The sequence below is a fragment of the Sphingomonas sp. jy18 genome (genome assembly GCF_056931895.1).
On sequence record NZ_JBXPBT010000001.1, the window covers coordinates 109,857 to 136,576 of the forward strand.

The following is a 26,720-nucleotide window of genomic DNA, read 5'->3' on the forward strand; positions in this document are numbered from 1 at the left end:
ATGACTGACCGCCCGCTGACTCCGCTGCTCGATACCGTCGATACCCCCGCCGACCTCAAGCGCCTCCGCCCCGATCAACTGCGCCAGCTGGCCGACGAATTGCGGGCCGAGATGATTTCCGCGGTCGGCGTGACCGGTGGCCATCTAGGGTCGGGTCTGGGCGTGGTCGAGTTGACTGCAGCGATCCACTATGTGTTCGATACGCCCCGCGACCGGCTGGTGTGGGATGTCGGCCACCAATGCTATCCGCACAAGATCCTGACCGGCCGGCGCGACCGCATCCGCACCCTGCGGCAGGGCGGCGGCCTGTCCGGCTTCACCAAGCGCGCCGAGTCCGAATATGATCCGTTCGGTGCCGCCCACAGCTCGACTTCGATCAGCGCGGCGCTGGGTTTTGCCATCGCCAACAAGCTGAGCGGCGCACCGGGCAAGGCCATCGCGGTGATCGGCGACGGCAGCATGTCGGCGGGTATGGCCTATGAGGCGATGAACAACGCCACCGAGGCCGGCAACCGGCTGATCGTGATCCTCAACGACAATGACATGTCGATTGCCCCGCCGGTGGGCGGCCTCTCCGCCTATCTGGCCCGGCTCGTTTCCAGCCGCGAATTCCTCGGCGTGCGTGACGTCCTCAAAAAGCTGGCCCGCAAGCTGCCCTCGCCACTCCACAAGGCGGCGCGCAAGACCGACGAGTTCGCCCGCGGCATGGCCATGGGCGGCACGTTGTTCGAAGAGCTGGGCTTCTATTATGTCGGCCCGATCGATGGTCACAATATCGACCATCTGATCCCCGTCCTCGAAAATGTCCGCGACGCCGCGGAGGGGCCGTGTCTGATCCATGTCGTCACCGAAAAGGGCAAGGGTTACCCCTATGCCGAAGCGGCCGCCGACAAATATCACGGCGTGCAGAAGTTCGACGTGGTCACCGGCGTGCAGCAGAAGGCACCCCCGGGGCCGCCCGCTTACCAGAATGTCTTCGGCGAGACGCTGGCCAAGCTGGCTGAAACCGACAAGCGCATCGTCGCCATCACCGCCGCCATGCCGTCGGGCACGGGCGTCGACAAATTTGCCAAGGCGCACCCGGACCGTTCCTTCGACGTCGGCATCGCCGAGCAGCATGCCGTCACCTTTGCCGCAGGTCTTGCCGCGCAAGGCATGCGCCCCTTCGCCGCAATCTACTCGACCTTCCTGCAGCGCGCCTATGACCAGGTGGTGCATGATGTGTGCATCCAGAACCTGCCCGTGCGCTTTGCCATCGACCGCGCCGGACTGGTCGGCGCGGATGGCAGCACGCATGCGGGCAGCTTCGACGTCACCTATCTCGCCACCCTGCCCAACATGGTGGTGATGGCGGCGGCAGACGAAGCCGAACTGGTCCACATGACCTACACCGCGGCCTGCCATGACAGCGGCCCTATCGCCTTCCGCTACCCGCGCGGCAACGGCATTGGCGTGCCGCTGCCCGACGTCCCGGAACGGCTGGAAATCGGCAAGGGCCGGATCGTGCGCGAAGGCCAGAAGGTCGCGATTCTCTCGCTCGGCACCCGTCTGGCCGAGGCACTGAAGGCAGCCGACGCGCTCGACGCCAAGGGGCTCAGCACCACCGTCGCCGACCTGCGCTTCGCCAAGCCGCTCGACGAGGATCTGATCCGCCGCCTGCTGACCACGCACGAAGTGTGCGTGACCATCGAGGAGAACGCCATCGGCGGCCTCGGCGCCCATGTCCTGACCATGGCCAGCGATGCCGGCCTCATCGACGCTGGCCTCAAGCTGCGGACGATGCGGTTGCCGGACGTCTTCCAGGACCAGAACAGCCCGGACAAGCAATATGACGAAGCCGGCCTCAACGCCCCGCACATCGTCGAAACCGTGCTGCGCGCGCTGCGCTGGAACGACGCGGGGGTGAATGAGGCCGGGGTGGCGTGACCCCCACCGCCACCATAGTCCTGCTCGGCTCGGGCGAGCTCGGGCGCGAGTTCACCATCTCCGCCAAGCGGCTCGGCTGCCGGGTTATCGCCTGTGACAGCTACGCGCATGCTCCGGCGATGCAGGTCGCCGATGCCTGCGAGGTCTTCTCGATGCTCGACGGCGCGGCCCTGCGCAGTGTCATCGATCGCCACGGACCCGACCTGATCGTGCCGGAGATCGAGGCGATACGCACCGAAATTCTGGGCGAGGTGGAGGCCGAAGGCTTCACCGTCGTCCCCTCAGCGCGCGCCACCATGCTGACCATGAACCGCGACGCCATACGTGACGTCGCGGCACGGGAGCTGGGCGTGCGGACATCGCGCTACACCTATGCCGAGGCGCTGGCCGAGGCCGAGGCGGCCGGCGCAGACATCGGTTACCCGTGTGTGGTGAAGCCGGTCATGTCGTCCTCGGGCAAAGGCCAGAGCGTGGTGCGCACACCGGCGGACATGGCGGCGGCCTGGGACTATGCCGTATCGGCGATGCGCGGGGACCGCGTGCGAGTGATCGTCGAGGAGTTTATCGCCTTCGATTATGAGATCACCTTGCTCACCATCCGCACTCGCGATGGCGTGCGCTTCTGCCCGGCCATCGGCCACCGGCAGGAGCGTGGCGATTATCAGGAAAGCTGGCAGCCGACGCCGATGGCCCCTGAGCATATCGCCGCCGCACAGGATATGGCGCGCAAGGTGGTCGACAATCTCGGCGGCTACGGCCTGTTCGGCGTCGAATTCTTCGTCGCTGGCGACGAGGTGATCTTTTCCGAACTTTCGCCGCGCCCGCACGACACCGGCATGGTGACGTTGATATCCCAGCATCTTTCCGAGTTCGATCTGCATGCTCGCGCCATCCTTGGCCTGCCGATCCCCGACATCGCGCTGAGCGCCCCGGCGGCGGCCTCTGCCGTGGTACTGGCGGATCGCGATGCGCAGGATTTCTCCATCGGTGGCATCGCGGAAGCGCTGGCGCTGGGCGATGCCGACAATCGGGTCGATGTACGGGTGTTCGGCAAGCCGGTGACGCGGCCCTATCGGCGCATGGCGGTCGCGCTCGCCACGGGGGTGACGGCAGACGAGGCGCGCGCCCGCGCGCGCGCCGCTGCTGGAGCGGTCACAATCGACTATCGCTGAAGACGCGTCCCCGCCAGGGGATGCGGTGACCCGTTACCCGCCGGTGTTGCCAGCGACCGCCTGCGCGAACTGACCAGCGCCACTGGGCGCCGCCAGAATGTCGCGCGTCACCGTGCCCTTGTCGACGACTGCTGTCAGCGGATCGCCCACCGACGAGCGGATGCCATATTCGCCGCGCGCATTGCCGGCGCGGTTGAGCAGCGAGATTTCGGTCTGGCTGCGCGGCGCCGGGCCACCGAACAAGGCCCGCAGCGTCTGCTCCGCCGCCGTTTCCGCCGTCGGTGCAGGCGCACCAGGGGCCGGCGGGGTCAGGCCGAAGTCGGGCGGAATGACCAGCGCCGGCGCACGGCTAACGGCAAATTCGTCCGGCCGGTTGCGGTCGAACAGACCGGTCGATCCGCAGGCCGACAGGGTCAGCGCCGAAGCGGCGGCAGCGATGATGAGGCTCTTGCGCATATCTCTAGTCACTTCCCTTGGGGCCGCGGCCCAAAATTCCTGATCGCCCTTAGCTTTTCTTTTCGCGCACCAGCAGCGCGCGTGCAACCAAAAGCAGCACGCCGATGGTGATACAGGCGTCGGCGATGTTGAACACCAGAAACGGGCGGAATTCGCCGAAGTGAAGATCGGCATAGTCGATGACATAGCCGACCCGCACCCGGTCGATGATATTGCCCAGCGCGCCGCCCAGCACCATCGCCAGCGCGATCACGTCGGTTCGCGCCTTTTCCCGCCACATCCACACCGCGACTCCGCACGCGACGATGGCGGTGAAGGCCACCAGCAGCCAGCGCTGTGCCTCGCTGTCCGCCGTGAACATGCCGAAGCTGACGCCCCTGTTTTCCACCCAGGTGAACTGGAAAAAGGGCACGATCGGAAAGCTGCGCAACGTCTGCAGGCTCATCGGCACCGAGACGATCCATTTGACCAGCTGGTCGGCAACGAGGATCAGCGCGGCGACAATGATGCCGAGGCGGCGGTAGGGATTCTGACTATCGGTCACGCTCATGCTTCGCCCAATACCGTCTCGCACCGCCCGCACAAGCCGCCGTCTTCGGCGACCTCGGGCAGGTGGCGCCAGCAGCGGCCGCATTTGTGGTGGGTGGTGGGGGAGACTGACACGCTTGCACCACCGTAATCAACCGATGCAACGATAGCGATTTCAGTAAGCTCGTCGGCGGTCACACCCGGCACCGCCGCCATGCTGACGGCGGCGGCAAGGCTTGAGCCTACGATCTTGTCGCGACGCAGCGGTTCGATGGCCTCGGTAATTGCGGCTCGCGCAGCACGGATATCGTCGAACCTGTTGTCCTCCTGCCCACGGCCCCAGTCGTCTTTGACGGTTGGCCATTCGAGCAAATGCACGCTCCCGCCCTCGGGATAGCGAGTCCCCCACACTTCCTCTGCCGTAAACACCAGCACCGGCGCGGCATAGCGGATCAATGATTGGAATAGCGTGTCGAGCACGGTGCGATAGGCTCGGCGCTTGGCCGTCCCCAGCGGCTCTGCGGGGCCAATGTCGCAGTACAGACAATCCTTACGGATATCGAAGTAAAAGGCACTCAAGTCTTCGTTGCAGAAGTCAGTCAGCGCCCGGACGTAAGTGTTGAAATCGAAATCATCGACGGCGGCCGTCATGGTCACGTCCAACCGGTGAAGCTGGCTGAGCATGTACTGCTCCAGCTCCGGCATCGCCTCGACGTCGGTGATGCGCTCCTCCTCGCTGAATCCCTCGAGCGCGCCCAGCAGATAGCGGAACGTATTGCGCAGTTTGCGATACTGGTCGGCGACGCCGGCGAGGATTTCCTTGCCGATGCGATGGTCCTCTGTGAAATCGACCGACAGCGCCCATAGTCGCAGGATATCCGCGCCATACTCCTTCATCAGGTCGATGGGGCTGATGGTGTTGCCCAGCGACTTGGACATTTTCATGCCCTTGGCGTCCATGGTGAAGCCGTGGGTCAGCACCGCCTTGTACGGTGCCTGTCCGCGCGTGCCGCAGCTTTCCAGCAACGACGACTGGAACCAGCCGCGATGCTGATCCGTGCCCTCCAGATAGAGGTCGGCGACGTGGCTGGAGCCATCGCGGCGCAGCAGTTGCGGCCATTTGCCGCTTTCCAGCACGAAGGCGTGGGTCGAGCCTGAATCGAACCAAACGTCGAGAATGTCGACGATGCGCTCAAAATCGGCGGCGTCATAACCGTCGCCCAGATACTCCTGCGCCCGCGCGTCATTCCACGCATCGACCCCGCCTTCGCGGATGGCGGCGACGATGCGGGCGTTGACCGCCGGGTCATTGAGATACTGGCCGGTCTTGCGATCGACGAACAGCGTGATCGGCACGCCCCATGCGCGCTGGCGGCTGAGCACCCAGTCGGGGCGGCCCTCCACCATCGAACGGATGCGGTTGCGGCCCTTTTCGGGCACGAAGCGGGTTTCGGCGATGGCGTTCAACGCCGTCTCGCGCAGCGTATGCTCCCTGCAAGGAAGGGGCTTGTCCATCGGCACGAACCACTGCGGGGTGCAGCGATAGATCACCTTGGCCTTCGAGCGCCACGAATGCGGATAGCTGTGCTTGTAATCCGCGCTCGCCGCCAGCAGCGCGCCGGCCTCCCGCAGGTCCGAACAGATCGGACCGTCGGGCGCGTTGAACTTGGGGTTGATCACCGACATCCGCCGCTCGTCCGCCGCACCCAGCCAAGCCCAGTCGTCGCGGTAGCGGCCGTCGGCCATCACCGCGAACTGCGGCTCCAGCCCATTGGCCTTGCACAGGTCGAAGTCATCCTCGCCATGATCGGGCGCCATATGGACAAGGCCGGTGCCGCTGTCGGTGGTAACGAAATCGCCGGGGAGGAAGGGGCGCGGGCGGAGGAAGAATTCGGCCAGCGGGGAGGAAGTGTCGATACCGACACCAACACCGTCACCCCGGACTTGACCCGGGGTCCCGCTTACGCGGTCCGCCTTCAAGCGGGACCCCGGGTCAAGCCCGGGGTGACGGAAAAGGTTTGCCATCGGGTGGCGGGCGATGGTTCCGGCGAGATCGGAGCCTTTGATGATCTCCGAGCCATCGGAGAACTTCATCGTGTCACTCACTCGGACAAGATCGACGGTTTCGAATCGACCCGCGAGGACTGCCTTGGCAGCCTGAAGCACACGCTGCTCGAATTCACCGCGCAGACTGTCCGCGACAAGGAACCACTTCTCGTCCCAGTTGAAGAATTTCTCACGCAGGAATGCCCTGATCTCGTCGCTTTCGACGAAATCGAATTGCAACAGCGAATACTCAACATCCGGCCCATAAGCGATCGCCTGATTGACCGGGATCGTCCACGGCGTCGTCGTCCAGATCACCGCATGGGCACCGACCAGCTCAGGGATAGGCGATTCCACAATCTCGAACGCCACATCGATCTGCGTCGAGACGATATCCTCATATTCGATCTCGGCCTCGGCCAGCGCGGTTTTCTCGACCGGGGACCACATCACCGGCTTGGCTCCGCGATAGAGCTGGCCGCTCTCGGCGAACTTCAGCAGCTCGGAAACGATGGTCGCCTCCGCGGCGAAATCCATGGTCAGATAGGGGTGGTCCCAATCGCCGCCGATGCCCAGCCGCTTCAACTGCTCGCGCTGCACATTGACCCAATTCTGCGCGTAAGCGCGGCATTCGGCGCGGAACTCCTCGACCGGCACCTCGTCCTTGTTCAGCTTTTTCTTGCGATACTGCTCCTCGACCTTCCACTCGATCGGCAGGCCGTGGCAATCCCAGCCAGGCACATAGGGCGCGTCCTTGCCCTTCAGCGTCTGGGTGCGGACGACCATGTCTTTGAGGATATGGTTGAGCGCATGACCGATGTGCATGTCGCCATTGGCGTAGGGCGGGCCGTCATGCAGGATGAACTGTTCCCGCCCGGCGCGGCTTTCGCGGATCTGCTTTTCCAGATCGCCCTCGATCCACTTCGCCAGAATCGCCGGTTCCTTCTGCGGCAGGCCGGCCTTCATCGGAAAGTCGGTGTTGGGCAGGAACACGGTATCGCGATAGTCGCGGGCTTCGGCGGGCGGTGTGTCGGTCATGGTGCGCTGCGGTTAGAGGATGTGGGCGGTTATCGCAATTGCGGCGCGCCCATGCATTTTCTCGCAGAGACGCAGAGGAAGCAGAGCCCGCAGAGATAATCCGCGAAGCGGCGCAACATTTCGGCGTCGTCTGTGACGAAGGCAGATTTCTTGAAGCGGCTGCGCCGCAGGCGCAAATTCCTCTGCGGTCTCTGCTTCCTCTGCGTCTCTGCGAGAAACGCTATAGCAAAGCCGCCCTTGCCGCCTCGCAATCCCGCTCAATTTGCACGATCAGCGCGTCGAGGCTTTCGAACTTCGCCTCCCCGCGCAAAAACGCGTGGAACGCCACCTCGACCGTCTGGCCGTACAGGTCTCCGGAAAAATCGAAGAAATGCGGCTCGAGCAACTCCTTGGGCGGATCGAACTGCGGGCGGATGCCGATGTTGGCGGCACCCTTCAGCACGCGGCCGTCGGCAAGCCGGCCCGTCACCGCATAGACGCCGTAACGCGGGCGCAGATAGGGGCCGAGGTCGATGTTGGCGGTCGGATAGCCCAGCGTCCGCCCGACCTTGTCGCCATGTTGCACCTGTCCTTCGACCGCGAACGGCCGTGTCAGCAGGCGAGTGGCAGTGGCTGTATCCCCTGCCCTCAGCGCCTCGCGGATGCGGCTGGAGGATACCGGCGCGCCATCGTCCATCACGGCGGGCACGCGGGCATAGCTGAAGCCATGGGCGTCCGCCTCGGCGGCTAGCACATCGCCGTTGCCGCCGCGCCCCTTGCCGAAGACGAAATCTTCGCCGGTGACGATCCCGCCGACGCCGAGTTGCGTCACCAGCAGATCGGTTATGAACTGCTCCGCGGTCATTCCCGCCATCGCGGAACCGAATTCCAGCACCAGCATCGCATCCGCCCCCGCCGCGCCGAACAGGCGCTGGCGCTGGTCGAGCGTGGTCAGGCGGAAAGGGTCGGCGTCGGGCTTGAAATGGCGCACCGGATGCGGATCGAATGTGGCGACGATGGCGGGAACGCCACGCACCCTCGCCGCGTCCACCGCCGCGCCGACCACCGCCTGATGGCCAAGGTGGAAGCCATCGAAATTGCCCAGCGCGACAATCGCGCCGCGCAGGGCATCGGGGGTCGGCTGGCTGGAGAGGAGGCGCTGCATGCTGAGGGGCTGTTACCGGTCAGCCCTGCCATCGGCAACACTAAAGCCCTTCCCTCCCAGGGAAGGGGTTGGGGTGGGTGCTGTCCTCCTCCCGCTTGCGGGAGGGGTTAGGGGTTGGAGCGGAATCGAACCTAATCTTTGCTGGACAGGCCCACCCCCAGCCCCTCCCGCAAGCGGGAGGGGAGCTATTCCGGCAGCACCTCACCCAGCACTCGCAGCACATTGCCGCCCATCGCCTTGGCAATCTCCTCGTCGGTAAAGCCCTCGTCGATCAGCGCCTGCGTGATCAGGGCGATGCGGGAGACATCGTAGCCTGTCGTCACCGCGCCATCGAAATCGGTGCCAAGCCCGACATGGTCGATGCCGACCAGATCGCGGACATGCCGCATCGCCCGCGCCGTGTCGCGCGGTTCGGTGCCGCACACCGCTGCATCCCACACGCCGATGCCGATTACCCCGCCGGTACGCGCGACGCCGCGAATTTCCTCGTCGGAGAGGTTGCGGTTTTCGCCGCAGGTCGCCTGCACCCCGCCGTGACTCGAGATTACCGGGCGGGTCGCCATCGCCAGCACATCGGCAACGCAGGCGTGGCTGCAATGGGCGATGTCGACCACCATCCCGCGCCGCTCCATCTCCCGCACCACGCGTCGCCCGAGCGGGGTCAGCCCGCCCTTGCGCACGCCGTGCATCGATCCGGCGATGGCATTGTCGAAGAAATGGGTGAGGCCCGCCATGCGCACCCCGGCGCGATACAGCCGGTCCAGGTTGGCGAAATCGCCCTCCAGATTCTGCAAGCCCTCGACCGAAAAGAGCGCGCCGGTGGGAGCAATCTGGCGCGGGGTGTAGCCACCGCGATCCACTCGCCAGCTCGACCGGTCGGCGCGGCGCGCGAGCAGGCGGGCAAGATCGGCGCGGGTGCGGATCGGGATCAGATCGCCTTGGCTCGCGGCGACCGCCCGGTCGAGCTTGACGCCATGATAGAGCGTGCGCCCCAGCGGCGAGAACCAGCTCGACGGCGGTTGCTGCTGGCCGATGGTCAGCTGCCACAGGATGTCCGTATCGTCGTTGCGATCGTAATTCTGCCCGGCCGGCGTCTGGCTGACCGAAGAGAAGACCTGCAGCGCGACATTGCCATCCTGCAGCCGCGGCAGATCAATATGCCCGCGGCTCCCGCGCTCCAGCAGGTCGCGCTGCCACAACAGCGTGTCGCCATGCAGATCGGCGATGGTGAGCGTGCGGTGCAGCGCCTGGGCGCGCGCGCTGACAGTCGCTTCGGTGCCGACCACCTTGTTCATCGAGCGCTCGGCGATCCCAGGCGCAAACAGGAGGAAGGCGGCGATGGCGATGGCAACCAGCGCGATGGCGATGCCGGCGATGCGTTTCATAGATGCGGTCCTGACAAAAGCTGGCAATCCCTAAGCCGCAGCCCTGAGCTTGTCGAAGGGCGCTTTGCAATGCCGGCAAACGCCCTTCGACAAGCTCAGGGCTGCGGGCCATATGCCAAGATCAGACCCGCCGCTTCAACGTCACGAAATCGAACGCCGGTCGCCCCTCGGCCGCCGGCCGCGCCTCGCGGGCGACCTCTTCCCATTCCTCAGCCGCCGGTGCCTCGATCACCGCGTCGCCATCCGGCGACGCGTGCACCTCGGTCAGCTCGATCCGGTCCGCCAGCGGCAGCACTTGCCGCCATATTTCGGCGCCGCCGATCACGCAGACATGCGGCGCATTGGCCATCGCCAGCGCCTCGCCAATGCTGCCCGCGCGCTCGGCCCCGTCTGCGGTCCATTCGGGATCGCGGGTTATGACGATGTGCCGCCGCCCGTCGAGCAGGCCGGGCAGCGAATCGAAGGTCTTGCGCCCCATGATCATCGGGCGGCCGGTAGTCAGCTGCTTGAAGTGACGCAGGTCATCGGGCAGCCGCCACGGCAGTTTTCCGTTGACCCCGATCACGCCATTGTCGGCCCGGGCGATGACGAGGATGATTTCCGGATGGTTCATTGGTGGCGCACCCAGGTGGCATGGCCCATCTTGCGCCCCGCCCTGCCATGGCCCTTGCCATAGAGGTGCAGACGGCACAGCGGATCGGCCAGATAATCGGCCCATGCATCGACCTCGGGGCCGATCAGATTGCGCATTTCGACCGCACTGCCGGTCATCGCCGTCGCGCCGAGCGGCAGCCCGCAGACCGCGCGGATGTGGTTCTCGAACTGGCTGGTGACCGCACCTTCGATCGTCCAGTGGCCGCTGTTGTGGACGCGCGGGGCCATTTCATTGAACAGCGGACCATCGGCGGTGGCGAAAAATTCGCAGGCCAGCACCCCGACATGATCGAGCGCTTCGGCGAGCGCGCGCGCTTTGCCAACCGCCACATTGCAATTGTCCGCAAGCGCAGCCCCTGCGGCGGGGACAAGGCTGCGGCTCAGGATGCCATCCTCGTGAATATTCTGCGGGCATGTCCAAACATCGGCGGTGCCATCCAGCCCGCGCACCAGCAGCACCGAAAATTCCTCGGTGAAATCGACCATTGCCTCATAGATGGCGCGGCGGTTGCCGATGCTGTCCCACGCAGCGGAGGCATCAGCGGGCGCCAACACCCGCGCCTGCCCCTTGCCGTCATAGCCCTCGGTCGCGGTCTTGAGGATCGCCGGCGTGCCGATACGCGCCACGGCTGCCGCAAGATCGTCTGCGCTTCTGACCTCGGCGAAGGGCGCCAGCGGCACGCCACGCGATTGCGCAAACGCCTTTTCTTTCAACCGATCCTGAGACAATTCGAGCGACATGGCGCCCGGGCGGACCGGCACATGCTCGGCAAGATGCCTGAGCGTTGCGACCGGTACATTCTCGAACTCGAAGGTAACGACGTCGACAGCGTTGGCGAAGGCGTTAAGCGCCATCTCGTCATCATAGGCAGCGACCGTCCAGGCGCTCGCCACTTCGCGCGCGACGCCATCCGCCTCGGGTGCGAAAATATGGGTTTTGTAGCCGATTTGCGCCGCCGCAAGACCGAGCATCCGCCCAAGCTGCCCGCCGCCCAATATGCCGATGGTCGATCCGGGAGGCAGCGGCGTCATGCGCTGCCTTCGGGTGTTTCGGCCACTGCCGCAGTGCGGTCGGCGCGCCACGCATCCAGTCGCGCGGCCAAGGCCGGATCGTCATTGGCCAGGATCGCTGCGGCCAGCAGCCCGGCATTGGTCGCCCCCGCCTTGCCTATGGCCAGCGTGCCGACCGGAATGCCGGCGGGCATCTGCACGATCGACAGCAGCGAATCCATGCCGTTCAGAGCGGCAGACTGCACCGGCACGCCCAGCACCGGTATTCTCGTCATCGCCGCGATCATGCCGGGAAGATGCGCCGCACCGCCTGCGCCGGCGACGATGACACGATAGCCCTCAGCCACCGCCCCCTGGGCAAAGGAAACCAGACGGTCCGGCGTGCGATGGGCGGAAACAATCCGTACCTGATGCCCCACCCCCAGTTCCGTCAACACGTCGGCAGCGTGCCGCATCGTCTCCCAATCGGATTGGCTCCCCATGACCACGGCGACAACAGCAGGCAGGCTCATCGTGGGTTCCGTTGCTTAAGTCACTGAATGGGTGGCTGTGGCTTTGGATAGCGACATGGCGGCAGCGGAGCAATCATGCGTGATTGCGATATCGACAAGAGGTTGGTCCAGTCCTGAAACGCTGGATACGGGTTGTTAAGCATGGCCGGGCTAGTCGCGTAAATTGTTGTGACGCCCACAGGAACGACGATGCAGCAATCCGCCGCGCCCGCCCCCCATGATGCCGCCGTCGTCGCACTCAACGACGGCGAAATGGCGGGTTTACGTCAGGAGATCGCGCGGCTGACGCGTGAGAACCGGGCGCTGTCCATCGCCCTTGCCGAGATGGAACGGGTCGCCGAGCGGGACATGCTGACCTCGCTGTTCAACCGGCGCTATTTCCTGTCCTCGCTGCATCAGCGCATTGCCCGGGTCGAGCGCTTCAACGAGCGGGTGGTGCTGGTCTATGTCGATGTTGACGGGCTGAAGATGATCAATGACCGGTTCGGCCACGCCGCCGGCGATTATGCCTTGATCGAAATCGCCAACCGGCTGTCAGGTGTAATGCGGGCCAACGATGTGCTGGCGCGAATCGGCGGCGACGAATTCGGGATATTGCTCGATCAGGTCGGCGGCAGCGAGGCGCGCAGCAAGGTCAGGCGCCTCGCGGAGACGGTCGGCGACGAGCCCGTGGTCTATGATGGCAATGCCATCACGCTCAGCGCCACCTTCGGAATGACCGCGATTACGCCGGGCGCTTCGGCGGAAGAGCTGATGGGCCGCGCCGACACCGAAATGTATCGCGCCAAACGCTGTGGCTGAGGTAGCGGCGGGCCGCCCGGCGACCCGCCATCCGCCTGTCAGCGCACGGTAACGGTCACCGCGCGACGGTTCTGTGCCCAGCTCGCTTCGTCAGAGCCCAGCGCCACCGGCCGGTCCTTGCCATAGCTGATCACGCTGATCCGCGCCGGGTTGATGCCCAGGCTGGCCAGGAAGTTGCGCGCTGCGTTGGCACGGCGCTCACCCAGCGCGATATTATATTCGCGGGTGCCCCGCTCGTCGGCATGGCCTTCGATGGTGATGCGGACATCGGGATAACGCGCCAGCCACTGCGCCTGGCTTTGCAGCACGGCGCGATCATTCTCGTCGATGTTGAAGGCATCGGTATCGAAATAGATTTTGTCATTGACGACACTGGCCACGAAATCGGCCTGGCTGCCGGGGACAACCGCGTTGCCCACGCCGCCGCCGCTCGATCCGCCGCTGTTGGGATCGGTATAGCCGCCGGGATCCGGCACATCGACGGGTGGCCGGTTCTTGGCGCAGCCGGCGAGCGCGATCATCATGGCGCTACCGATCACCAGCATGGTCCGGGTCTGCATCGTCATTTCTCCTTATCGTGGTTCAGTTTCAGAGGATGATCGTTACGTAACTGGTTGTCGGTGCAACGCGCCAACGCGTCAATCTTTCCGTATCATGGCAGGACAGGTCCCCAGCTCGGGTCGGAGCCATCCACCGGGGTCGGCACCCGCCGCAAATTAACACCGGTCAGATCGACCTGATACAGTTGGCTGGTGCCGTTGCGTCCCTGGCTGGTGCGGAAGAACTGGATGACCCGGCCGTTGGGCGCCCAGGTCGGCGCTTCGTCCTGCCAGCTGTCGGTCAGCAATCGCACCCCGGTGCCCGACGGGGTCATCACACCGATGCGGAAATTGCCGGCGATCTGGGTAAAGGCGATCAGGTCGCCGCGCGGGCTCCACTCCGGCGTGGCATAGCGCCCGCCGCCGAAGCTGATGCGCCGCTGGTCGGACCCGTCGGCATTCATCACATAGATTTGCTGCGCCCCCGAACGATCGCTTTCGAAGACGATGCGGGTACCGTCAGGGGAGAAGCTGCCGCCGACATCGATGCCGGGATTGTCGGTCAGCCGGCGCGGCGTACCGCCTTCCACCGGAATGCGGTAGATGTCGGTGTTGCCGCCGACCGCCATCGAGAACAGCAGGTGGCGCCCGTCAGGCGACCAGCGCGGCGCGAAGGTGGTGTTCGCGCTTTCATAGACCACGCGCTGCGATCCGGCTCCGACATCGTAGATGTACACACGCACGCGGTTACCGAGATAGCTGACATAGGCGATCTGGCGATAGTCCGGCGAATAGCGCGGCGTCACCGCGATCGACTGGCCATTGGTGATGAACCGGTGGTTGGCGCCATCCGAATCCATGATCGCCAGCCGCTTGACCCGGTTATCCTTGGGGCCGGTCTCGGCGATGTAGGCTATGCGGCTGTCGAAGAAGGGCGATTCACCCGACAGGCGCGAGTAGATGGCATCGGCGCATTTGTGGGCGGCGCGCCGCCAGTCGCGTGGCTGGACGACAAAGCCCTGCCGCGCCAGCTCGGTGCCGAGCGCCATGTCATAGAGATAGCAACCCACGGTCAGATTGCCCGCGCTGTCCGCACGGACGAAGCCATGCACCAGATTTTCGGCACCGGTTCCCCGCCAGCCGTCAAATTGCGGCGCGGTCACTTCGCTCATGGCAATGGCGCGCAGGCCCGCCGGACCGCGCGGCGCATAAAGGCCGGACCGTTCGAGATCGGCGGCGATCACGGCGGCAATCTGGGTGCCCAACGATGCGGTGGTTCCGGCCGGGGTCGAGACGCTTTCCGGCGTGGCCAGCGCGGTAACAAGAACGCTGGTGCGCTCTCCGCTGACAATGGCCACCACCTCGGGGGATTCCTGCGGCTGCCAGACCGGCGCCGTATTGTCGGTGGCGGTGGACGGCGGGGCAGTTCCTCCGGTCTGGGCCATGGCGGTTCCCGCCAGCAGCGCGGCCAGGGTGATGCCGGTCAGCAGAAATCGTCTCACGTTCAATTCCCCAATCTTGCACGGAATGGCTGTCTGACGACACGCCACTGATCATAATATTCCGCAGGCAGGTCGAAAGGAGCCGCCTGCCGCACGGAACGGATCGCCTGCTCTACAAACCGCGCCTGCTGCGGCTGGTTGCTGGGCGTGCGCCCGGACATTTCGCCAAGCTGGCGGACATTCTGCACCGTTCCATCGCGGTTCAGTGTGATTTCCAGCACCAGTCGCAATTCGTCAACGTCGATGCCCGATGGCGCGTTACGCTGCCAGAAGGGGGCGATCTCCCGGTCGACCGCGACGGTAATGCTTTGCCGGACCTCAGCCGCCGTCTGCGCCGCAGGCGGATTGGGTCCGCGCGCATTGGGTGTGCTGTTGCGGGCAACCGAATTGGCAATGTCGCCCAGCGGATCGCCTGCCTGCCGCGTGTCGCGCTGCGGCTGTCGTTGGGGTTGCCGCTGCGCTTGCGCGGGCGGAGTCCGGCTGGGGCTGGTCTGCCGGTCGGGACGCTGGCGCGGCGTGGCTTCACGCGGCGGGGTCGGCGGCGGACGGCGTTCGGCGCGGGCGTTGGGCCGCGGCGTCGGTGCCGGTTCGACGCGCTTGGGCGTCGGTGGCGGCGGGGTCGGTCGCGGTGCAACGCGCGGTTCCGGCGGCGGCGGTTCGGGCTCGCGCACGCTGCTGTCCACGTCCCCGCGCCGTGCAGCCGGCGGCTCGACCGCCGGTTCAGGTGCGGTGCTGACCGGCGCGATCTCGGCGACCAGATCGACCGCCATCGGCGGATTCTCGAAACTATGGTCCGGTCCGCGGCTCCAGCTCAGCGACAGCAGCGCGAACAGGGCAAGATGCGCGGCGATAGCCGCGCCCAATCCCGTTCGTTCTGCCTCCGTCATCGCCATGTATCGGGCCTATGGCTCGCCATCTGAACCTGTGGTGACCAGCGACACGCGGTTGAGCCCAGCCCGGTTGAGTTCGCCCATCACGCGCGTCACCGCGCCATAGTCGAGGGTGCGATCGGCGCGCAGATAAATGGTTTGCGGATTGTCCCCCTGCCCCTCGGCAATCGCTTCCAGCCGCGCCGGCAGGTCGCCTTCGGCCACCAGATCCTCATCGACGAACAATTCGCCCGCCGCCGTCAGGCTGATCTGCACCGGCGGGCGCTGCTCCTGGTCGAGCGGCTTGGCCCGGCTATCGGGCAGATCGACGGGCACGCCGGTTGCCAGGAGCGGCGCGGTTACCATGAAGATGATCAGCAAAACCAGCATCACGTCGACGAACGGCGTGACGTTGATCTCGGCCATCGGGGCGCGACGCGCGGTTGCGCCCCGCCGGCTGCGCCCCGCGCCGGGGGTGTGCAGACCCATCGCCATCAGCCGTCCTTCTCCAGCTCACGGCTGAGCATCGCGTGAAAGGCATCGGTGAACCGCCCGAGCCGCGATTCGATGCGCCCCAGCGTGTGCAGCATGCGGTTATAGGCGATCACCGCCGGGATGGCGGCGAAGAGGCCGATCGCGGTGGCGAACAGCGCCTCGGCGATGCCCGGTGCCACGACGGCGAGGCTGCTGTTCTGCTCGGCAGCGATGTTCGAAAAGCTGCGCATGATGCCCCAGACCGTGCCGAACAGGCCGACGAAGGGCGCGACCGACCCCACGGTCGCCAAAAGGTTGAGCCGTTCCCCCAGCTTGTCGATCTCGCTGGCGGCAGAACTGTCCAGCGCCATCGCCAGCCGCTCGCGAACGCCGGCACGATCGACGACCGGGCGCGAGGTGGAGCGGCGCCATTCGGCGAGCCCGGCCGCCAGCACGCGCCCTGCCGGCAGATCGCGGGTCACCGCATCCTGGCTGAAGCTGTCGACGTCCCCGGCCTTCCAGAAATCCCGCTCGAACTGCTCGGTCTCGCGGCGTACCCGCGCGAGCTGGCGGCCGGTACCGATGATGATCGCCCACACCCAGATCGAAGCCAGCAGCAGCCCGATCATCACCGATTTGACGATCCAGTCGGCCTGGATGAACAGAGCCAGCGGCGAAAAACTACCGGCGTTGAGGGAGAAATCGGGGATCATGCAGCAGTTTCCGTTTGTGAATGACCGGCGGTCATGATGGCGCGGAAGCGATCCGCCCAGCCGGCCGGCTGGCGGCGCGCGCGCCCTTCTGGCGAGACGAAGGCCGCGGTCACGCGCCCTTCGGTGAGGATGGCATCGCCGCAGCGGATGGTCTGGGCGATGTCGACACTGGCCCCGCGCACAGCAGTTACCACGCTTTCGACCAGCAGCTCGTCGTCGAGCCGCGCCGGCAGGCGATAGCGGATGGCCAGATCGGTCACCGCCCAGGCGCCCTCCCCGGCTTCATTGGCCGCGCGCTGATCGATGCCGGCCAGCCGCAGCATGTCCGACCGGGCGCGCTCCATGTAGCGCAGATAGTTGGCGTGATAAACGACGCCCGAGAGGTCGGTGTCCTCGAAATAAATGCGCACAGGAAAAAGATGGCGCGGGCCATCGAACACACCCGACGGCGGCGCTGGGGGAGGCGGCGGTGACGTCACGACTACGTCCCTAGACGAGCGACGAGTCGAGTGCAAAGGCCGGATGCGGGAATTGCGCGATGAAGTGATGCATATCCGGGGGCAAGCGGAACCTGGAGCAGTGCTTCCCTGAGAAGGCAGGGGAACACGACTACGGACGGAAGGATCACTTGCCTTCGAACAGCCCCTCCTGTGTGCCGACGGGCGGCGTTAGCCCCAGATGCTTCCAGCCAGGCCCGTTGAGCAGTCGACCGCGCGCGGTGCGCGCAATCAGCCCCAGTTGCAGCAGATAGGGTTCGACCACATCTTCCAGTGTGTCGCGCGGTTCGGAGAGGCCCGCGGCGAGTGCCTCGACCCCCACCGGGCCGCCGCGATAGATGTCGGCGATCATCGTCAGATAGCGCCGGTCCATCGCGTCGAGACCGAGGGCATCCACCTCCAGCCGGTTGAGCGCGCGATCGGCGGCAGCGGCATCGACCACCTCCGCCCCCGCCGCATGCGCAAAGTCCCGCACCCGCCGCAGCAACCGCCCGGCGATACGCGGGGTGCCCCGCGCGCGGCGGGCGATTTCGCGCGCGCCATCGTCGGCAATGGCGAGACCGAGCAGCCCGGCGGCGCGCCGGATGACCTGCTCAAGCTCGGCATGCGTATAGTAGTTGAGCCGCACCGGGATGCCGAAGCGGTCGCGTAGCGGCGTGGTCAGCAGCCCCTGCCGCGTCGTTGCACCGACCAGCGTGAAGGCGGGCAGATCGATCCGCACCGAGCGCGCCGACGGCCCCTCGCCGATCATGATGTCGAGCGCGCGGTCCTCCATCGCCGGGTACAGGATTTCCTCGACCGCCGGATTGAGCCGGTGGATCTCGTCGATGAACAGCACATCGCCATCTTCGAGATTGGTCAGCAGCGCTGCCAGATCGCCGGATTTGGCGATGACCGGGCCGGATGTCGCGCGAAACCCGACACCCATCTCCCGCGCCATGATCTGCGCCAGCGTGGTCTTGCCGAGACCGGGCGGGCCGAAGAACAGCACATGGTCCAGCGCCTCCCCCCGCGCCTTGGCGGCAGAGATGAACACGCGCAGATTGTCCCGCGCCGCAGCCTGCCCGACGAACTCGTCGAGCGTCTTCGGGCGCAGCGCGGCATCGACATCCTCGGGGGTGCGCGTGGGGGTGAGGTGGGGGTTGGTGGTCACTTCGCCGCCTTCCGCAACGCCAGACGCACCAGCGCATCCAGCGTCGCGCCCGGCCCCAGCTCAGCGTCTGCCGCGCCGACAGCGGCGCTCGCCTCGCCCGGCTTGAAGCCGAGCGACGCCAGCGCTGCCAGTGCGTCGGCCACCGTGCCGCCGGCAGGTTCGGCCATGTTCACGCCGCCAATGCCCAGCGCGCCGGTGGCGACGCTGCCCACCTTGTCCTTCAGTTCGTTACAGATGCGCTGCGCCAATTTCGGGCCGACGCCATTGGCCCGTGCGATCATCGCATGGTCGCCGCCTGCAATCGCGCGTTGCACTTCAGCCGGCTCCAGCGCGCTCAGGATCGCCAGTGCCACCTTGCTGCCGACCCCTTGCACGCCGGTGAGCAGCCGGAACCAGTCGCGCTCCTCGGCGCTGGCAAAGCCGATCAGCCGGAGGAAATCCTCCCCCACCAGCAGCTCGGTATGCACCGTCACATGGTCCCCGACGATGCCGATGGCGGACAGGGTCCGCGCCGACGCCTCGACCAGATAGCCGACGCCCGCCACATCGATAACGGCATGGCCCGCGCCCCAGCTGTCGAGCTTCCCGGTGAGTTTGGCGATCATGCCCGCAGGTGTAGCGGCTGCGGAATGAAAAGGGAACAGCTACCCGTGATGCGCATGCGTGACCGCCACTGCCAGCGCGTCCGCGGCATCCGGGCCGGACAGTTTCAGGCCCGGCATAAGCGTGCGCAGCATCGCCTGCACCTGCTCCTTGGCTGCGCCGCCGGTGCCGACCACGCTCTTCTTGACCAGCCGCGCGGCATATTCGGTGATCGGCACGCCCGCCGCAGCCGCCGCGACCAGCGCCGCCCCGCGCGCCTGGCCGAGCTTCAATGTCGACTGGGCGTTCTTGTTGACGAACACTTCTTCGATCGCAACGGCCTGCGGCTTCACCTCTTCCAGCACACGGCGCAGCGAGTCCGCGATGATCAGCAGGCGATTGGCCAACGGCTCGGCCGGATCGGTGTCGATCTCGCCATTGTCGATATGACTGAGCCGGTTGCCTTCGCGCACGATGACGCCCCAGCCAGTGGTGCCAAGGCCGGGATCGAGGCCAAGAATGACCAGCGGCGCGCGGCGCGCCAGCATTGCCGCCTCGCGCTCGGCGCGCGATGGGCCACCGGCGCCGAACAGTTTGGCGAGTTTCACCCCAGCTTTTCCATCACCGCGTCGGGGATCTCGTAATTGCCCCACACGGTCTGGACATCGTCGTCATCGTCCAGGGCATCGATCAGCTTGAACAGGGTCTGCGCCGTCGCCTCGTCGGTCACTTCGCTCTTGAGCGTCGGCCGCCAGGCGAGCTTGACGCCTTCCGCATCGCCGAGCTTGGCTTCGAGCGCCTTGGCGACGGGGTGCAGATTTTCGACGCTGGTCCAGATTTCGTGGCCGTCCTCGCTCGATTCGACATCGTCAGCACCGGCATCGAGCGCGGCTTCGAACACTGCATCGGCATCGCCCGCCTTGGCGGCATAGCTGATCAGCCCCAGGCGGTCGAAACCATGGGCGACGCTGCCGGATGTGCCGAGGTTGCCGCCATTCTTGGCGAATGCGGTGCGGACATTGGTGGCGGTGCGGTTGCGATTGTCGGTCAGTGCCTCGACGATGATCGAGACGCCGCCGGGGCCATAGCCCTCATAGCGGATTTCCTCGTAATTCTCGCCATCGGTGCCAGACGCCTTCTCGATCGCGCGCTGGATATTGTCCTTGGGCATCGATGCCGCGCGCGCGGCGAGCACTGCGGCGCGCAGGCGGGCGTTGGCGTCCGGATCGGGCAGGCCCATCTTTGCCGCAACGGTGATTTCGCGGCTGAGCTTGGAGAAGGCCGCCGAACGCTTTTTGTCCTGCGCACCCTTGCGATGCATGATGTTCTTGAATTTGGAATGGCCTGCCATGGGTCCGCCGTGTTCTCGAAAAGAAAGCGCCGCCTTTAGCGGAGGCGCGCAAATGGGTCAAAAAATTGGGCGCCTCACCCCAGCCCCAGCGCCGCCTTGTAGGTATCGAGCAGCGCTTCCATTTCCGCCCGGTCATGCGGCGGCAGCTTCCTCAGGCGGACGATCTGGCGCATGATCTTGGCGTCATAACCCTGCGCCTTGGCCTCGGCATAGGTGTCGCGGATGTCGTCGGCGATGCCCTTTTTCTCTTCTTCCAGCCGCTCGATGCGCTCGATGAACAGCTTGAGCTGGTTGTCGGTCGCTTCGGCATCAATGTTGGTGGCGACGCTTGCCATCGAATCATTCCTTCGGGTCAATGTGGAGGCGGCTCCCTAGCCGCGACCTGCGTTCTTCGCCAAGCTCTGTTCCATCCGCGCCAGCTGCTCCTGTGTCGCGGGCGGCTGGCTGGCCTTCCACGCAGCGGCGCTCATGCCGTGCACCGCCTCGCGCGCAACATCCTTGGTGAGCGCCGGGTCCGCCTCCATCAGCCAGTCGGCGAGGCAATTGCGGCAAAATCCGGCGAGGCCCATCAGGTCGATATTGGCCGCATCGCTGCGATGCTGCAGGTGCCGCACCAACGTGCGGAAAGCGGCGGCGGCGGTGCGGTCGTCGATATCGTCGATGGTCATGGTGTTGCCCCGATAAACTGCATTCCTATGCAGCCTTGCCATGATTCGCTGCATTCGTCATGCGGTTGACACGGTCGGCTGCGACCAGCGGCGCAACTAGCAGAGAGGATCCATCTTGGTTCAGCCCGTCCAGCACCGGCATCGCGGCGTTGCCCCACGGCTGCGCAAGGTCCGCATTCTCGCCACGCTCGGCCCGGCATCGAGCGGGGTGGAGATGATCCGCAAGCTGTTCATTGCCGGTGCCGATGCCTTCCGCATCAACATGAGCCATGGCGATCACGCCATGCATGCCGCCAACATCGCGGCCATCCGCAGCCTGGAAAAGGAACTGGGCCGCCCGACCACCATTCTCGCCGATCTGCAAGGACCCAAGCTGCGCGTCGGCACGTTTGCCGCACCCGCGATGCTGGAGCCTGGTGCACACTTCCTGCTCGACAGCTCGCCCGAGCCGGGCGATGCGCGCCGCGTGCAGCTGCCCCACCCCGAGATCCTCGCCGCGCTAGAGCCCGGCGCCCGGCTGCTGATCGATGACGGCAAGCTGGTGCTGCGCGCCACCGCCTGCCACGGCGATCGTGTCGAGACGATCGTCGAAGTCGGAGGCAAGATTTCCGACCGCAAGGGGCTCAACCTGCCCGATATCGTCGTGCCGCTGGCCGCGCTGACCGACAAGGACCGTCGCGACCTCACCTTCGCGCTCGAGAGCCACGTCGACTGGATCGCCCTGTCGTTCGTGCAGCGGCCCGAGGATGTTGCCGAGGCGCGCTCGCTGATCAAGGGCAAGGCCGGCGTCCTCGTCAAGTTCGAGAAGCCGCAAGCCTTGGCGCGGCTGGAGGAAATACTCGAGCTCGCCGACGCCTGCATGGTCGCCCGCGGCGACCTGGGCGTCGAGCTGCCGCCCGAGGCGGTACCTCCCGCACAGAAGCGGATCGTCGCCACTGCGCGTGCGATGGGCAAGCCGGTGGTGGTGGCCACCCAGATGCTCGAATCGATGATCACCGCGCCGACGCCGACCCGCGCCGAAGTCTCCGACGTCGCGACCGCAGTCTATGACGGCGCGGACGCGGTGATGCTCTCGGCCGAAACCGCCGCCGGTGCCTGGCCGGTCGAAGCGGTGACGATGATGGATCGTATTGCCCAGTCGGTCGAAGCCGATCCGGGGTATCGCGATCGCGTGCAGTTCACCGAGACCAAGGCCGACCCGACCACCGCCGATGCGCTGTCCGAAGCCGCTGGCAATGTCGCGCAGATCATCGGCGCGGACGCGATCCTGTGTTTCACTTTCTCCGGATCGACCGCGCGGCGCATCTGCCGGGAACGTCCTGCCGCACCGGTGCTAGTGCTGACCCCCAAGGCAGAAGCGGCAAGGCGCATGGGCCTGTTGTGGGGCAGCCACGCGGTGCACACCCGCGACATCGGCAGTTTCGAAGAGATGATCGCCAAGGGCAAGCGCATGGCGCTGCGCCACGGCGTGGGCAAGGCGGGCTCCAAGCTGGTGATGATGGCTGGCGTTCCCTTCGGCACCCCCGGCTCGACCAACGTGCTGCACGTGGCGACGCTGACCGGTGACGAACTGAAGAGCTATCGCGGCAAGGTCAGCTGAGCGAGCCACCATGGCAGAGCCGCGCCCCTTCACCCTGCCCTTCGTCGCCCGGCCCGAGCATATCGACGAGCTTGGGCACGTGAACAATGCCGTCTGGGTGCAGTGGATCCAGCATCTTTCGACCAGCCACTGGGCGGCGCGCGCAAGCGCCGAGGAGCAGGCCGTCTATATCTGGGTGATCGTGCGGCACGAGATCGACTATCACCGGCCCTTGCTTGAAGGCGAGCAGGTCACCGGCGAGACATGGGTGGCGGAAAAGCCGTCCGGCGCGAAGTTCGATCGGCACATCCGCTTCGTCGGCGTTGATGGCCGCAAGCATGTATCTGCAGTGACGACGTGGGCGCTGCTCGACCGGGCCAGCGGCCGCCCGCTCAGGGTACCGCAATCGCTGGTCGATCGCTTCGCTCAGCCGGCGGAGTGACGCTCCGCATCGAGGACGCAGTCGATCACCGCGTCAACGGCTTCTGCACAATAGGCAAAGCCCAGATGCCCGCAACCCAGTTCGACCGCGCGGTCGCGTTCATAGCCGGTTCCGCGGGCACATTGCGGCGCGATGACGCCGTCAGAGGCCGACCATAAGGCGTAGGTCGGCACGGCCGGCTTTGGATCGGGGTGAAAGGGAATCGGCGGCGCTTCGACGCTGTGCTTGGCGACCAGTTCATACAGGCGCCAGGCGTGGTTGGCGCGGCGTGACCCGGAAAAGGGCGACCCCATGGTGATGACACTGGCGACAAGGTCCGGATGGCGCTTGGCATATTCGCGGGCATACAGGCCGCCCAAGCTCCAGCCGAGCAGATGTACCTTGCGCCCCTCGCGGTCGGCCGTGTGCTGCACGCGCGCGTGCAGGCGCTCGATCAGATCGGCCCGCGCACCCATGTTGGCGCCCTGCTTCCAGCGTTTGGCCTTGAACCCCGCCCGGTTGAGGTTGTGCCGCATCTGCGCCATCGACATGTCGCCGGCCAGAAAGCCCGGCAAGGTAAGGATCGGCTGACCCTCACCGAGCGGCTCACGCTCGTCGATGCGCGGGCGCAGCCGGGCAGTCGCCCAGTCGCGCGCGATGCGCAGTTCACCCAGCAGCAAACCCAGCGACGGCGGGGCATCCTGTGACGGGCCGGCAGGTTGGAAACGAGGGAAAGCGAACATTGCAGGTATATGACACATCCGTCATGGATTTGTCATTAACGAACGCCGACACGCCTGCCGCGGTTCCCTAGCCGATGCTGCTCTAGAGCTGGTGCCCGGTCCGGTCGCGCTTTGTCGCCAGATAGCGCTCGTTATGGACGTTGGTGGGCAATGCCAGCGGCAGCCGCTCGACGACGCGTATGCCCTCCCGCTCGAGCCGCGCAACCTTCTCGGGATTGTTGGTCATCAGCCGCACGGCATCGACCCCGAGCAGCGACAGCATCCGCGCCGCGATGCCGAAATCGCGCGCTTCCACTGGGAAGCCGAGCCGGGTGTTGGCGTCGACAGTGTCGAAGCCCTGGTCCTGCAGCTGGTAGGCCCGCAGCTTGTTGACGAGGCCGATCCCGCGACCTTCCTGCCTGAGATAGAGCAAAATGCCCCAGGGCGCGCCGGCGATGGCATGCAAGGCTGCGTGCAGCTGTGGTCCGCAGTCGCATTTCAGACTGCCGAGCACGTCACCGGTCAGGCACTCGCTGTGGAGGCGCACCACCGGCACACTGTCATCGGGCTGTCCCAGGATCAGCGCGACATGCTCCTGCGGGTCTTCCGGACTGCGATACGCGACCAGCTCCCCCGCCTCGCTTTCCGCCACCGGCAGGCGCGCGCGGGCGGCGATGGCCAGGCGCTGCGGATCGGCGAAGGCCGTGACGGCCGCCGCGCTGGTTTCGGCGAGGACAGGCCCGCTGGCGGCAACATACCAGGCCGGCAGGATACCCGCATGGCGTGCGAGATCGACGGCCGCGCGCGCCGCGTCGTCCGCTTGGAGCGGCAGCGTCCGGAACGGGCCCTTCATCGGATAGGCAAGGTCCAGCGACGGGTCCGCGACGGTGAGCCCGCGTGCGGGCGTTGCTCCTGGCTCCAGCGCCATCTGGACCGGCCCCGGCGATGCTGCCGCCAACTGATTGGTCAGCTTCAGCGTCGCGGCGCGCTCTCCCGAGATCAGCAGCGCGGTAGCGCCAAACGCGGCCAGCGCTTCCTCTGTCGCGCTTTCGACCGCCAGCAAGGTCAGACCTGCGTCACGACCGGCCACATGGATCGGCCAGCCCCGGCGTGCGGCATCGATGGCGCGGGCAGCGCTGACCGGCTCGTCGCGCATCAGAACCGGAAATCCGTCACAATCGGCACATGGTCCGACGGCTTGTCCCAACTGCGGCAGGGTTCGTGCACCTGATGCGCGACTGCGGCGGTCGCGACGTCCGGCGTCGCCCACATATGATCGAGCCGCCGCCCGCGATCCGACGCGGCCCAGTCCTTGGCGCGATAGCTCCACCAGGTGTAGAGCCGTTCCGGTGCCTTGATGAAATGTCGCCCGAGGTCGACCCACTGGCCGGCAGCCTGCAACCGGCCAAGCGTCTCACGCTCGATCGGCGTGTGGCTGACGACGTCACGCAGCGCCTTGCTGCTCCAGACGTCGCATTCGAGCGGAGCGACATTGAAATCCCCGGTGACGATGCTGGGCACCTCCAGCGCAGCCGACCAGTCGATCATCCTGCCCAGAAAATCGAGTTTCTGGCCGAATTTGGGATTCTGCTCGCGGTCCGGAATATCGCCGCCTGCGGGCACATAGACATTTTCCAGCCGTACCCCGTTGGGCAGTGCCACGCCCAGATGCCGCGCCTCGCCATTCGCCTGCCAGTCGAAGCGATTGTCGGCGACGATGGGCACACGGCTGACGATCGCCACGCCATGGTGCATGCGCTGGCCGTTGATGATGACATGGTCGTAGCCACGGGCCGTGAACAGCTCGCGCGGGAAGATGCTGTCTTCGACCTTGGTCTCCTGAAGGCAGAGGATGTCGGGCGACTGTTCCTCCAGAAAGCGCGCGACGATGTCTGCCCGGGCGCGCACGCTGTTGATGTTCCATGATGCGATGCGGATGGGGGAGGTCATGGCGAGGCTGTTAGCGCGCCGCGCCCGATGTGCAAACCGCCGCGTTCGCTTGCGAGCGGGAAAGGCAATCCGCCGCAAGCAGAAAAAGCACACAAAAAACCCCTGCTCCAGGGGCGGCGGAGCAGGGGTTCAAAATTGCGTTCGTCACGCGTTTTGAAGCGAGACAGACAACCCGGACCGATCAACAGGGGGGAACATCGACCCGGGCAGGTTTTGCTGCCTCGCCATCCGCTCTAACGACCAATCCTGTCGCGCAGATGAACAAAGCGGGCATCAAAGCGACGAAGCGTTTACATCTGTCGTTGATGCGATGCCGCAATCAACGGTTGCGCGGCCCCTGCACTCTGGGATCGCGCCAGCGGAACATCGAATCGGCGACCGGCACATTGTAACGCTGGCCTGTCAGGCGAATCGACGTGCGGTTGCGCTGGGCGTCGAGCGCTACCCAGCCATAGAGGCTGAGCCCGCCGGGTGCGCGCGCATCGCGAGTGAACACCATGGTGATCATGCCATATTCGGGGCGATTGGGGTCCCGCACCTCGACGCTCACCGTTTCGCGGCTGCCGGTCTCGACCAGCCGGCCGTAGCGCACCAGATTGGCGCCCGGATCGATCAGCACTGCCAAAGGCGAATTGCGCACCGGCCAGCGCTGCACCTGGCGCACTTCATAGTCGATCAGCGTCAGCGATCGGCCATCGGCCACGATCAGCAGCGGGATACCGGGCGAATATTGGAAACGGATGCGCCCTGGCTGTTTCAGCGTCAGTCGCCCGGTTTGCACCTGCCCCTGTCGATCGGTCTGCGCGAAATCCGCCGTCAGCGTCGTCATTGCCTGCAGATGCTGCTGCACCCGCAACAGATCGCCGGTCAGCGCAGGTGCAGGTGTAGCCCGTCCGCGCTGCTGTGCGGCCGCGGGAATGGGCGTCAGGCTGGTCGCAGCACCGGCGGCAAGGGCAATCACGGCACAGGCAGCTGCGGCCGATTTGAAAAATTTGGTCATCATGACGTCCGTCGAATGGCGGGCGGC

General features: G+C 65.9%; 29 protein-coding genes. 5 read left to right on the forward strand and 24 right to left on the reverse strand.

Annotated elements, in window-relative coordinates:
* Both dxs and purT read left to right on the forward strand, forming a co-directional pair.
* Entirely contained in the window at positions 1-1,926 is a 1,926-nt protein-coding gene (gene dxs, locus AC0QC4_RS00545; protein ID WP_483657597.1) for a 1-deoxy-D-xylulose-5-phosphate synthase, read from the forward strand.
* Positions 1,923-3,098 (forward strand): formate-dependent phosphoribosylglycinamide formyltransferase, encoded by a 1,176-nt coding sequence (purT, locus tag AC0QC4_RS00550; RefSeq protein WP_483657598.1) that lies wholly within the window; start codon positions 1,923-1,925, stop codon positions 3,096-3,098. Before dxs ends, purT begins: the two co-directional genes overlap by 4 nt.
* A 33-nt stretch (positions 3,099-3,131) precedes the next feature.
* Here the strand turns inward: purT and AC0QC4_RS00555 are convergent, their stop codons facing one another.
* The 8 genes from AC0QC4_RS00555 to purE all read right to left on the reverse strand — a co-directional run bounded on the left by AC0QC4_RS00555 (position 3,132) and on the right by purE (position 11,872).
* Positions 3,132-3,554, reverse strand: coding sequence for a DUF3035 domain-containing protein (locus AC0QC4_RS00555; RefSeq protein ID WP_483657599.1), 423 nt, complete (start codon positions 3,552-3,554; stop codon positions 3,132-3,134).
* A 49-nt stretch (positions 3,555-3,603) separates the two neighbouring features.
* Entirely contained in the window at positions 3,604-4,104 is a 501-nt protein-coding gene (lspA, locus tag AC0QC4_RS00560) for a signal peptidase II (RefSeq protein ID WP_483657600.1), read from the reverse strand.
* On the reverse strand, positions 4,101-7,166 hold the full coding sequence (locus tag AC0QC4_RS00565; protein ID WP_483657602.1) for an isoleucine--tRNA ligase: 3,066 nt from the start codon (positions 7,164-7,166) through the stop codon (positions 4,101-4,103). Before AC0QC4_RS00565 ends, lspA begins: the two co-directional genes overlap by 4 nt.
* 220 nt (positions 7,167-7,386) lie before the next feature.
* Positions 7,387-8,310, reverse strand: a complete 924-nt coding sequence (locus AC0QC4_RS00570) for a bifunctional riboflavin kinase/FAD synthetase (protein ID WP_483657603.1) — start codon at positions 8,308-8,310, stop codon at positions 7,387-7,389.
* Positions 8,311-8,495: 185 nt separating this feature from the next.
* Positions 8,496-9,695, reverse strand: coding sequence for a dipeptidase (locus AC0QC4_RS00575; protein ID WP_483657604.1), 1,200 nt, complete (start codon positions 9,693-9,695; stop codon positions 8,496-8,498).
* A 121-nt stretch (positions 9,696-9,816) separates the two neighbouring features.
* Positions 9,817-10,308, reverse strand: a complete 492-nt coding sequence (locus AC0QC4_RS00580; RefSeq protein ID WP_483657606.1) for a dihydrofolate reductase — start codon at positions 10,306-10,308, stop codon at positions 9,817-9,819.
* A complete protein-coding gene (locus AC0QC4_RS00585) occupies positions 10,305-11,381 on the reverse strand; it encodes a 5-(carboxyamino)imidazole ribonucleotide synthase (RefSeq protein WP_483657608.1) in 1,077 nt (358 codons plus the stop codon). Before AC0QC4_RS00585 ends, AC0QC4_RS00580 begins: the two co-directional genes overlap by 4 nt.
* Positions 11,378-11,872 (reverse strand): 5-(carboxyamino)imidazole ribonucleotide mutase, encoded by a 495-nt coding sequence (purE, locus tag AC0QC4_RS00590; protein WP_483657610.1) that lies wholly within the window; start codon positions 11,870-11,872, stop codon positions 11,378-11,380. The genes AC0QC4_RS00585 and purE overlap by 4 nt, the downstream gene beginning before the upstream one ends.
* 189 nt (positions 11,873-12,061) lie before the next feature.
* Here purE and AC0QC4_RS00595 point away from each other — a divergent pair, with 189 nt between their 5' ends.
* Positions 12,062-12,673, forward strand: a complete 612-nt coding sequence (locus AC0QC4_RS00595; protein WP_483657612.1) for a GGDEF domain-containing protein — start codon at positions 12,062-12,064, stop codon at positions 12,671-12,673.
* A gap of 38 nt (positions 12,674-12,711) precedes the next feature.
* Here AC0QC4_RS00595 and pal read toward each other — a convergent pair whose 3' ends face one another.
* From pal to AC0QC4_RS00655, 12 genes are all read right to left on the reverse strand, one after another.
* Complete coding sequence (pal, locus tag AC0QC4_RS00600) at positions 12,712-13,233, reverse strand: peptidoglycan-associated lipoprotein Pal (RefSeq protein WP_483657613.1); 522 nt, start codon at positions 13,231-13,233, stop codon at positions 12,712-12,714.
* 92 nt (positions 13,234-13,325) lie between these two features.
* Positions 13,326-14,699, reverse strand: coding sequence for a Tol-Pal system beta propeller repeat protein TolB (tolB, locus tag AC0QC4_RS00605; protein WP_483658630.1), 1,374 nt, complete (start codon positions 14,697-14,699; stop codon positions 13,326-13,328).
* Positions 14,700-14,716: 17 nt separating this feature from the next.
* Complete coding sequence (locus AC0QC4_RS00610; protein WP_483657614.1) at positions 14,717-15,607, reverse strand: hypothetical protein; 891 nt, start codon at positions 15,605-15,607, stop codon at positions 14,717-14,719.
* 9 nt (positions 15,608-15,616) lie between these two features.
* Positions 15,617-16,078 carry a protein TolR gene (tolR, locus tag AC0QC4_RS00615; RefSeq protein ID WP_483657616.1) on the reverse strand — a complete coding sequence of 154 codons (462 nt, stop codon included), beginning with the start codon at positions 16,076-16,078 and terminating at the stop codon, positions 15,617-15,619.
* Positions 16,078-16,770, reverse strand: a complete 693-nt coding sequence (gene tolQ / locus AC0QC4_RS00620) for a protein TolQ (RefSeq protein WP_483657618.1) — start codon at positions 16,768-16,770, stop codon at positions 16,078-16,080. Before tolQ ends, tolR begins: the two co-directional genes overlap by 1 nt.
* Entirely contained in the window at positions 16,767-17,249 is a 483-nt protein-coding gene (locus tag AC0QC4_RS00625) for a YbgC/FadM family acyl-CoA thioesterase (RefSeq protein WP_483657619.1), read from the reverse strand. Before AC0QC4_RS00625 ends, tolQ begins: the two co-directional genes overlap by 4 nt.
* Before the next feature lie 145 nt (positions 17,250-17,394).
* Positions 17,395-18,420, reverse strand: coding sequence for a Holliday junction branch migration DNA helicase RuvB (gene ruvB / locus AC0QC4_RS00630; protein WP_483657621.1), 1,026 nt, complete (start codon positions 18,418-18,420; stop codon positions 17,395-17,397).
* Positions 18,417-19,025 (reverse strand): Holliday junction branch migration protein RuvA, encoded by a 609-nt coding sequence (ruvA, locus tag AC0QC4_RS00635; RefSeq protein ID WP_483657622.1) that lies wholly within the window; start codon positions 19,023-19,025, stop codon positions 18,417-18,419. Before ruvA ends, ruvB begins: the two co-directional genes overlap by 4 nt.
* 39 nt (positions 19,026-19,064) lie before the next feature.
* Positions 19,065-19,529, reverse strand: a complete 465-nt coding sequence (ruvC, locus tag AC0QC4_RS00640) for a crossover junction endodeoxyribonuclease RuvC (protein ID WP_483658631.1) — start codon at positions 19,527-19,529, stop codon at positions 19,065-19,067.
* Between the two features lie 77 nt (positions 19,530-19,606).
* The gene (locus AC0QC4_RS00645) at positions 19,607-20,353 is read right to left on the reverse strand and encodes a YebC/PmpR family DNA-binding transcriptional regulator (RefSeq protein ID WP_483657624.1); all 747 of its coding nucleotides are present in this window, start codon (positions 20,351-20,353) and stop codon (positions 19,607-19,609) included.
* Positions 20,354-20,427: 74 nt separating this feature from the next.
* Positions 20,428-20,688 carry a DUF2312 domain-containing protein gene (locus tag AC0QC4_RS00650; protein ID WP_483657626.1) on the reverse strand — a complete coding sequence of 87 codons (261 nt, stop codon included), beginning with the start codon at positions 20,686-20,688 and terminating at the stop codon, positions 20,428-20,430.
* Positions 20,689-20,724: 36 nt separating this feature from the next.
* Complete coding sequence (locus AC0QC4_RS00655) at positions 20,725-21,021, reverse strand: DUF1244 domain-containing protein (protein ID WP_483657628.1); 297 nt, start codon at positions 21,019-21,021, stop codon at positions 20,725-20,727.
* A gap of 115 nt (positions 21,022-21,136) precedes the next feature.
* On the opposite strand from AC0QC4_RS00655, the gene pyk reads away from it, so the two are divergent.
* Entirely contained in the window at positions 21,137-22,621 is a 1,485-nt protein-coding gene (gene pyk / locus AC0QC4_RS00660; RefSeq protein WP_483657629.1) for a pyruvate kinase, read from the forward strand.
* Between the two features lie 10 nt (positions 22,622-22,631).
* Positions 22,632-23,042 carry an acyl-CoA thioesterase gene (locus tag AC0QC4_RS00665; RefSeq protein ID WP_483657631.1) on the forward strand — a complete coding sequence of 137 codons (411 nt, stop codon included), beginning with the start codon at positions 22,632-22,634 and terminating at the stop codon, positions 23,040-23,042.
* Here the strand turns inward: AC0QC4_RS00665 and AC0QC4_RS00670 are convergent.
* The 4 genes from AC0QC4_RS00670 to AC0QC4_RS00685 all read right to left on the reverse strand — a co-directional run bounded on the left by AC0QC4_RS00670 (position 23,027) and on the right by AC0QC4_RS00685 (position 26,693).
* The gene (locus AC0QC4_RS00670; protein ID WP_483657633.1) at positions 23,027-23,764 is read right to left on the reverse strand and encodes an alpha/beta fold hydrolase; all 738 of its coding nucleotides are present in this window, start codon (positions 23,762-23,764) and stop codon (positions 23,027-23,029) included. The two genes, AC0QC4_RS00665 and AC0QC4_RS00670, sit on opposite strands and share 16 nt — an antisense overlap.
* Before the next feature lie 82 nt (positions 23,765-23,846).
* The gene (ribA, locus tag AC0QC4_RS00675; RefSeq protein ID WP_483657635.1) at positions 23,847-24,899 is read right to left on the reverse strand and encodes a GTP cyclohydrolase II; all 1,053 of its coding nucleotides are present in this window, start codon (positions 24,897-24,899) and stop codon (positions 23,847-23,849) included.
* Positions 24,899-25,693: an exodeoxyribonuclease III gene (xth, locus tag AC0QC4_RS00680; protein WP_483657637.1), complete on the reverse strand. Its 795-nt coding sequence runs from the start codon at positions 25,691-25,693 to the stop codon at positions 24,899-24,901. The genes ribA and xth overlap by 1 nt, the downstream gene beginning before the upstream one ends.
* Positions 25,694-26,012: 319 nt before the next feature.
* Positions 26,013-26,693 carry a LolA family protein gene (locus tag AC0QC4_RS00685; protein ID WP_483657639.1) on the reverse strand — a complete coding sequence of 227 codons (681 nt, stop codon included), beginning with the start codon at positions 26,691-26,693 and terminating at the stop codon, positions 26,013-26,015.
* Positions 26,694-26,720 lie beyond the last annotated feature (27 nt).

Excerpts from the sequence above, each read along its gene's own strand:
- dxs (WP_483657597.1), top strand. The coding sequence starts at position 1 with ATGACTGACCGCCCGCTGACTCCGCTGCTCGATACCGTCGATACCCCC.
- AC0QC4_RS00555 (WP_483657599.1), bottom strand. The coding sequence starts at position 3,554 with ATGCGCAAGAGCCTCATCATCGCTGCCGCCGCTTCGGCGCTGACCCTG.
- lspA (WP_483657600.1), bottom strand. The coding sequence starts at position 4,104 with ATGAGCGTGACCGATAGTCAGAATCCCTACCGCCGCCTCGGCATCATT.
- AC0QC4_RS00565 (WP_483657602.1), bottom strand. The coding sequence starts at position 7,166 with ATGACCGACACACCGCCCGCCGAAGCCCGCGACTATCGCGATACCGTG.
- AC0QC4_RS00570 (WP_483657603.1), bottom strand. The coding sequence starts at position 8,310 with ATGCAGCGCCTCCTCTCCAGCCAGCCGACCCCCGATGCCCTGCGCGGC.
- AC0QC4_RS00575 (WP_483657604.1), bottom strand. The coding sequence starts at position 9,695 with ATGAAACGCATCGCCGGCATCGCCATCGCGCTGGTTGCCATCGCCATC.
- AC0QC4_RS00580 (WP_483657606.1), bottom strand. The coding sequence starts at position 10,308 with ATGAACCATCCGGAAATCATCCTCGTCATCGCCCGGGCCGACAATGGC.
- AC0QC4_RS00585 (WP_483657608.1), bottom strand. The coding sequence starts at position 11,381 with ATGACGCCGCTGCCTCCCGGATCGACCATCGGCATATTGGGCGGCGGG.
- purE (WP_483657610.1), bottom strand. The coding sequence starts at position 11,872 with ATGAGCCTGCCTGCTGTTGTCGCCGTGGTCATGGGGAGCCAATCCGAT.
- AC0QC4_RS00595 (WP_483657612.1), top strand. The coding sequence starts at position 12,062 with ATGCAGCAATCCGCCGCGCCCGCCCCCCATGATGCCGCCGTCGTCGCA.
- pal (WP_483657613.1), bottom strand. The coding sequence starts at position 13,233 with ATGCAGACCCGGACCATGCTGGTGATCGGTAGCGCCATGATGATCGCG.
- AC0QC4_RS00610 (WP_483657614.1), bottom strand. The coding sequence starts at position 15,607 with ATGGCGATGACGGAGGCAGAACGAACGGGATTGGGCGCGGCTATCGCC.
- tolR (WP_483657616.1), bottom strand. The coding sequence starts at position 16,078 with ATGGCGATGGGTCTGCACACCCCCGGCGCGGGGCGCAGCCGGCGGGGC.
- tolQ (WP_483657618.1), bottom strand. The coding sequence starts at position 16,770 with ATGATCCCCGATTTCTCCCTCAACGCCGGTAGTTTTTCGCCGCTGGCT.
- ruvA (WP_483657622.1), bottom strand. The coding sequence starts at position 19,025 with ATGATCGCCAAACTCACCGGGAAGCTCGACAGCTGGGGCGCGGGCCAT.
- AC0QC4_RS00645 (WP_483657624.1), bottom strand. The coding sequence starts at position 20,353 with ATGGCAGGCCATTCCAAATTCAAGAACATCATGCATCGCAAGGGTGCG.
- AC0QC4_RS00650 (WP_483657626.1), bottom strand. The coding sequence starts at position 20,688 with ATGGCAAGCGTCGCCACCAACATTGATGCCGAAGCGACCGACAACCAG.
- AC0QC4_RS00655 (WP_483657628.1), bottom strand. The coding sequence starts at position 21,021 with ATGACCATCGACGATATCGACGACCGCACCGCCGCCGCCGCTTTCCGC.
- AC0QC4_RS00665 (WP_483657631.1), top strand. The coding sequence starts at position 22,632 with ATGGCAGAGCCGCGCCCCTTCACCCTGCCCTTCGTCGCCCGGCCCGAG.
- AC0QC4_RS00670 (WP_483657633.1), bottom strand. The coding sequence starts at position 23,764 with ATGTTCGCTTTCCCTCGTTTCCAACCTGCCGGCCCGTCACAGGATGCC.
- ribA (WP_483657635.1), bottom strand. The coding sequence starts at position 24,899 with ATGCGCGACGAGCCGGTCAGCGCTGCCCGCGCCATCGATGCCGCACGC.
- xth (WP_483657637.1), bottom strand. The coding sequence starts at position 25,693 with ATGACCTCCCCCATCCGCATCGCATCATGGAACATCAACAGCGTGCGC.
- AC0QC4_RS00685 (WP_483657639.1), bottom strand. The coding sequence starts at position 26,693 with ATGACCAAATTTTTCAAATCGGCCGCAGCTGCCTGTGCCGTGATTGCC.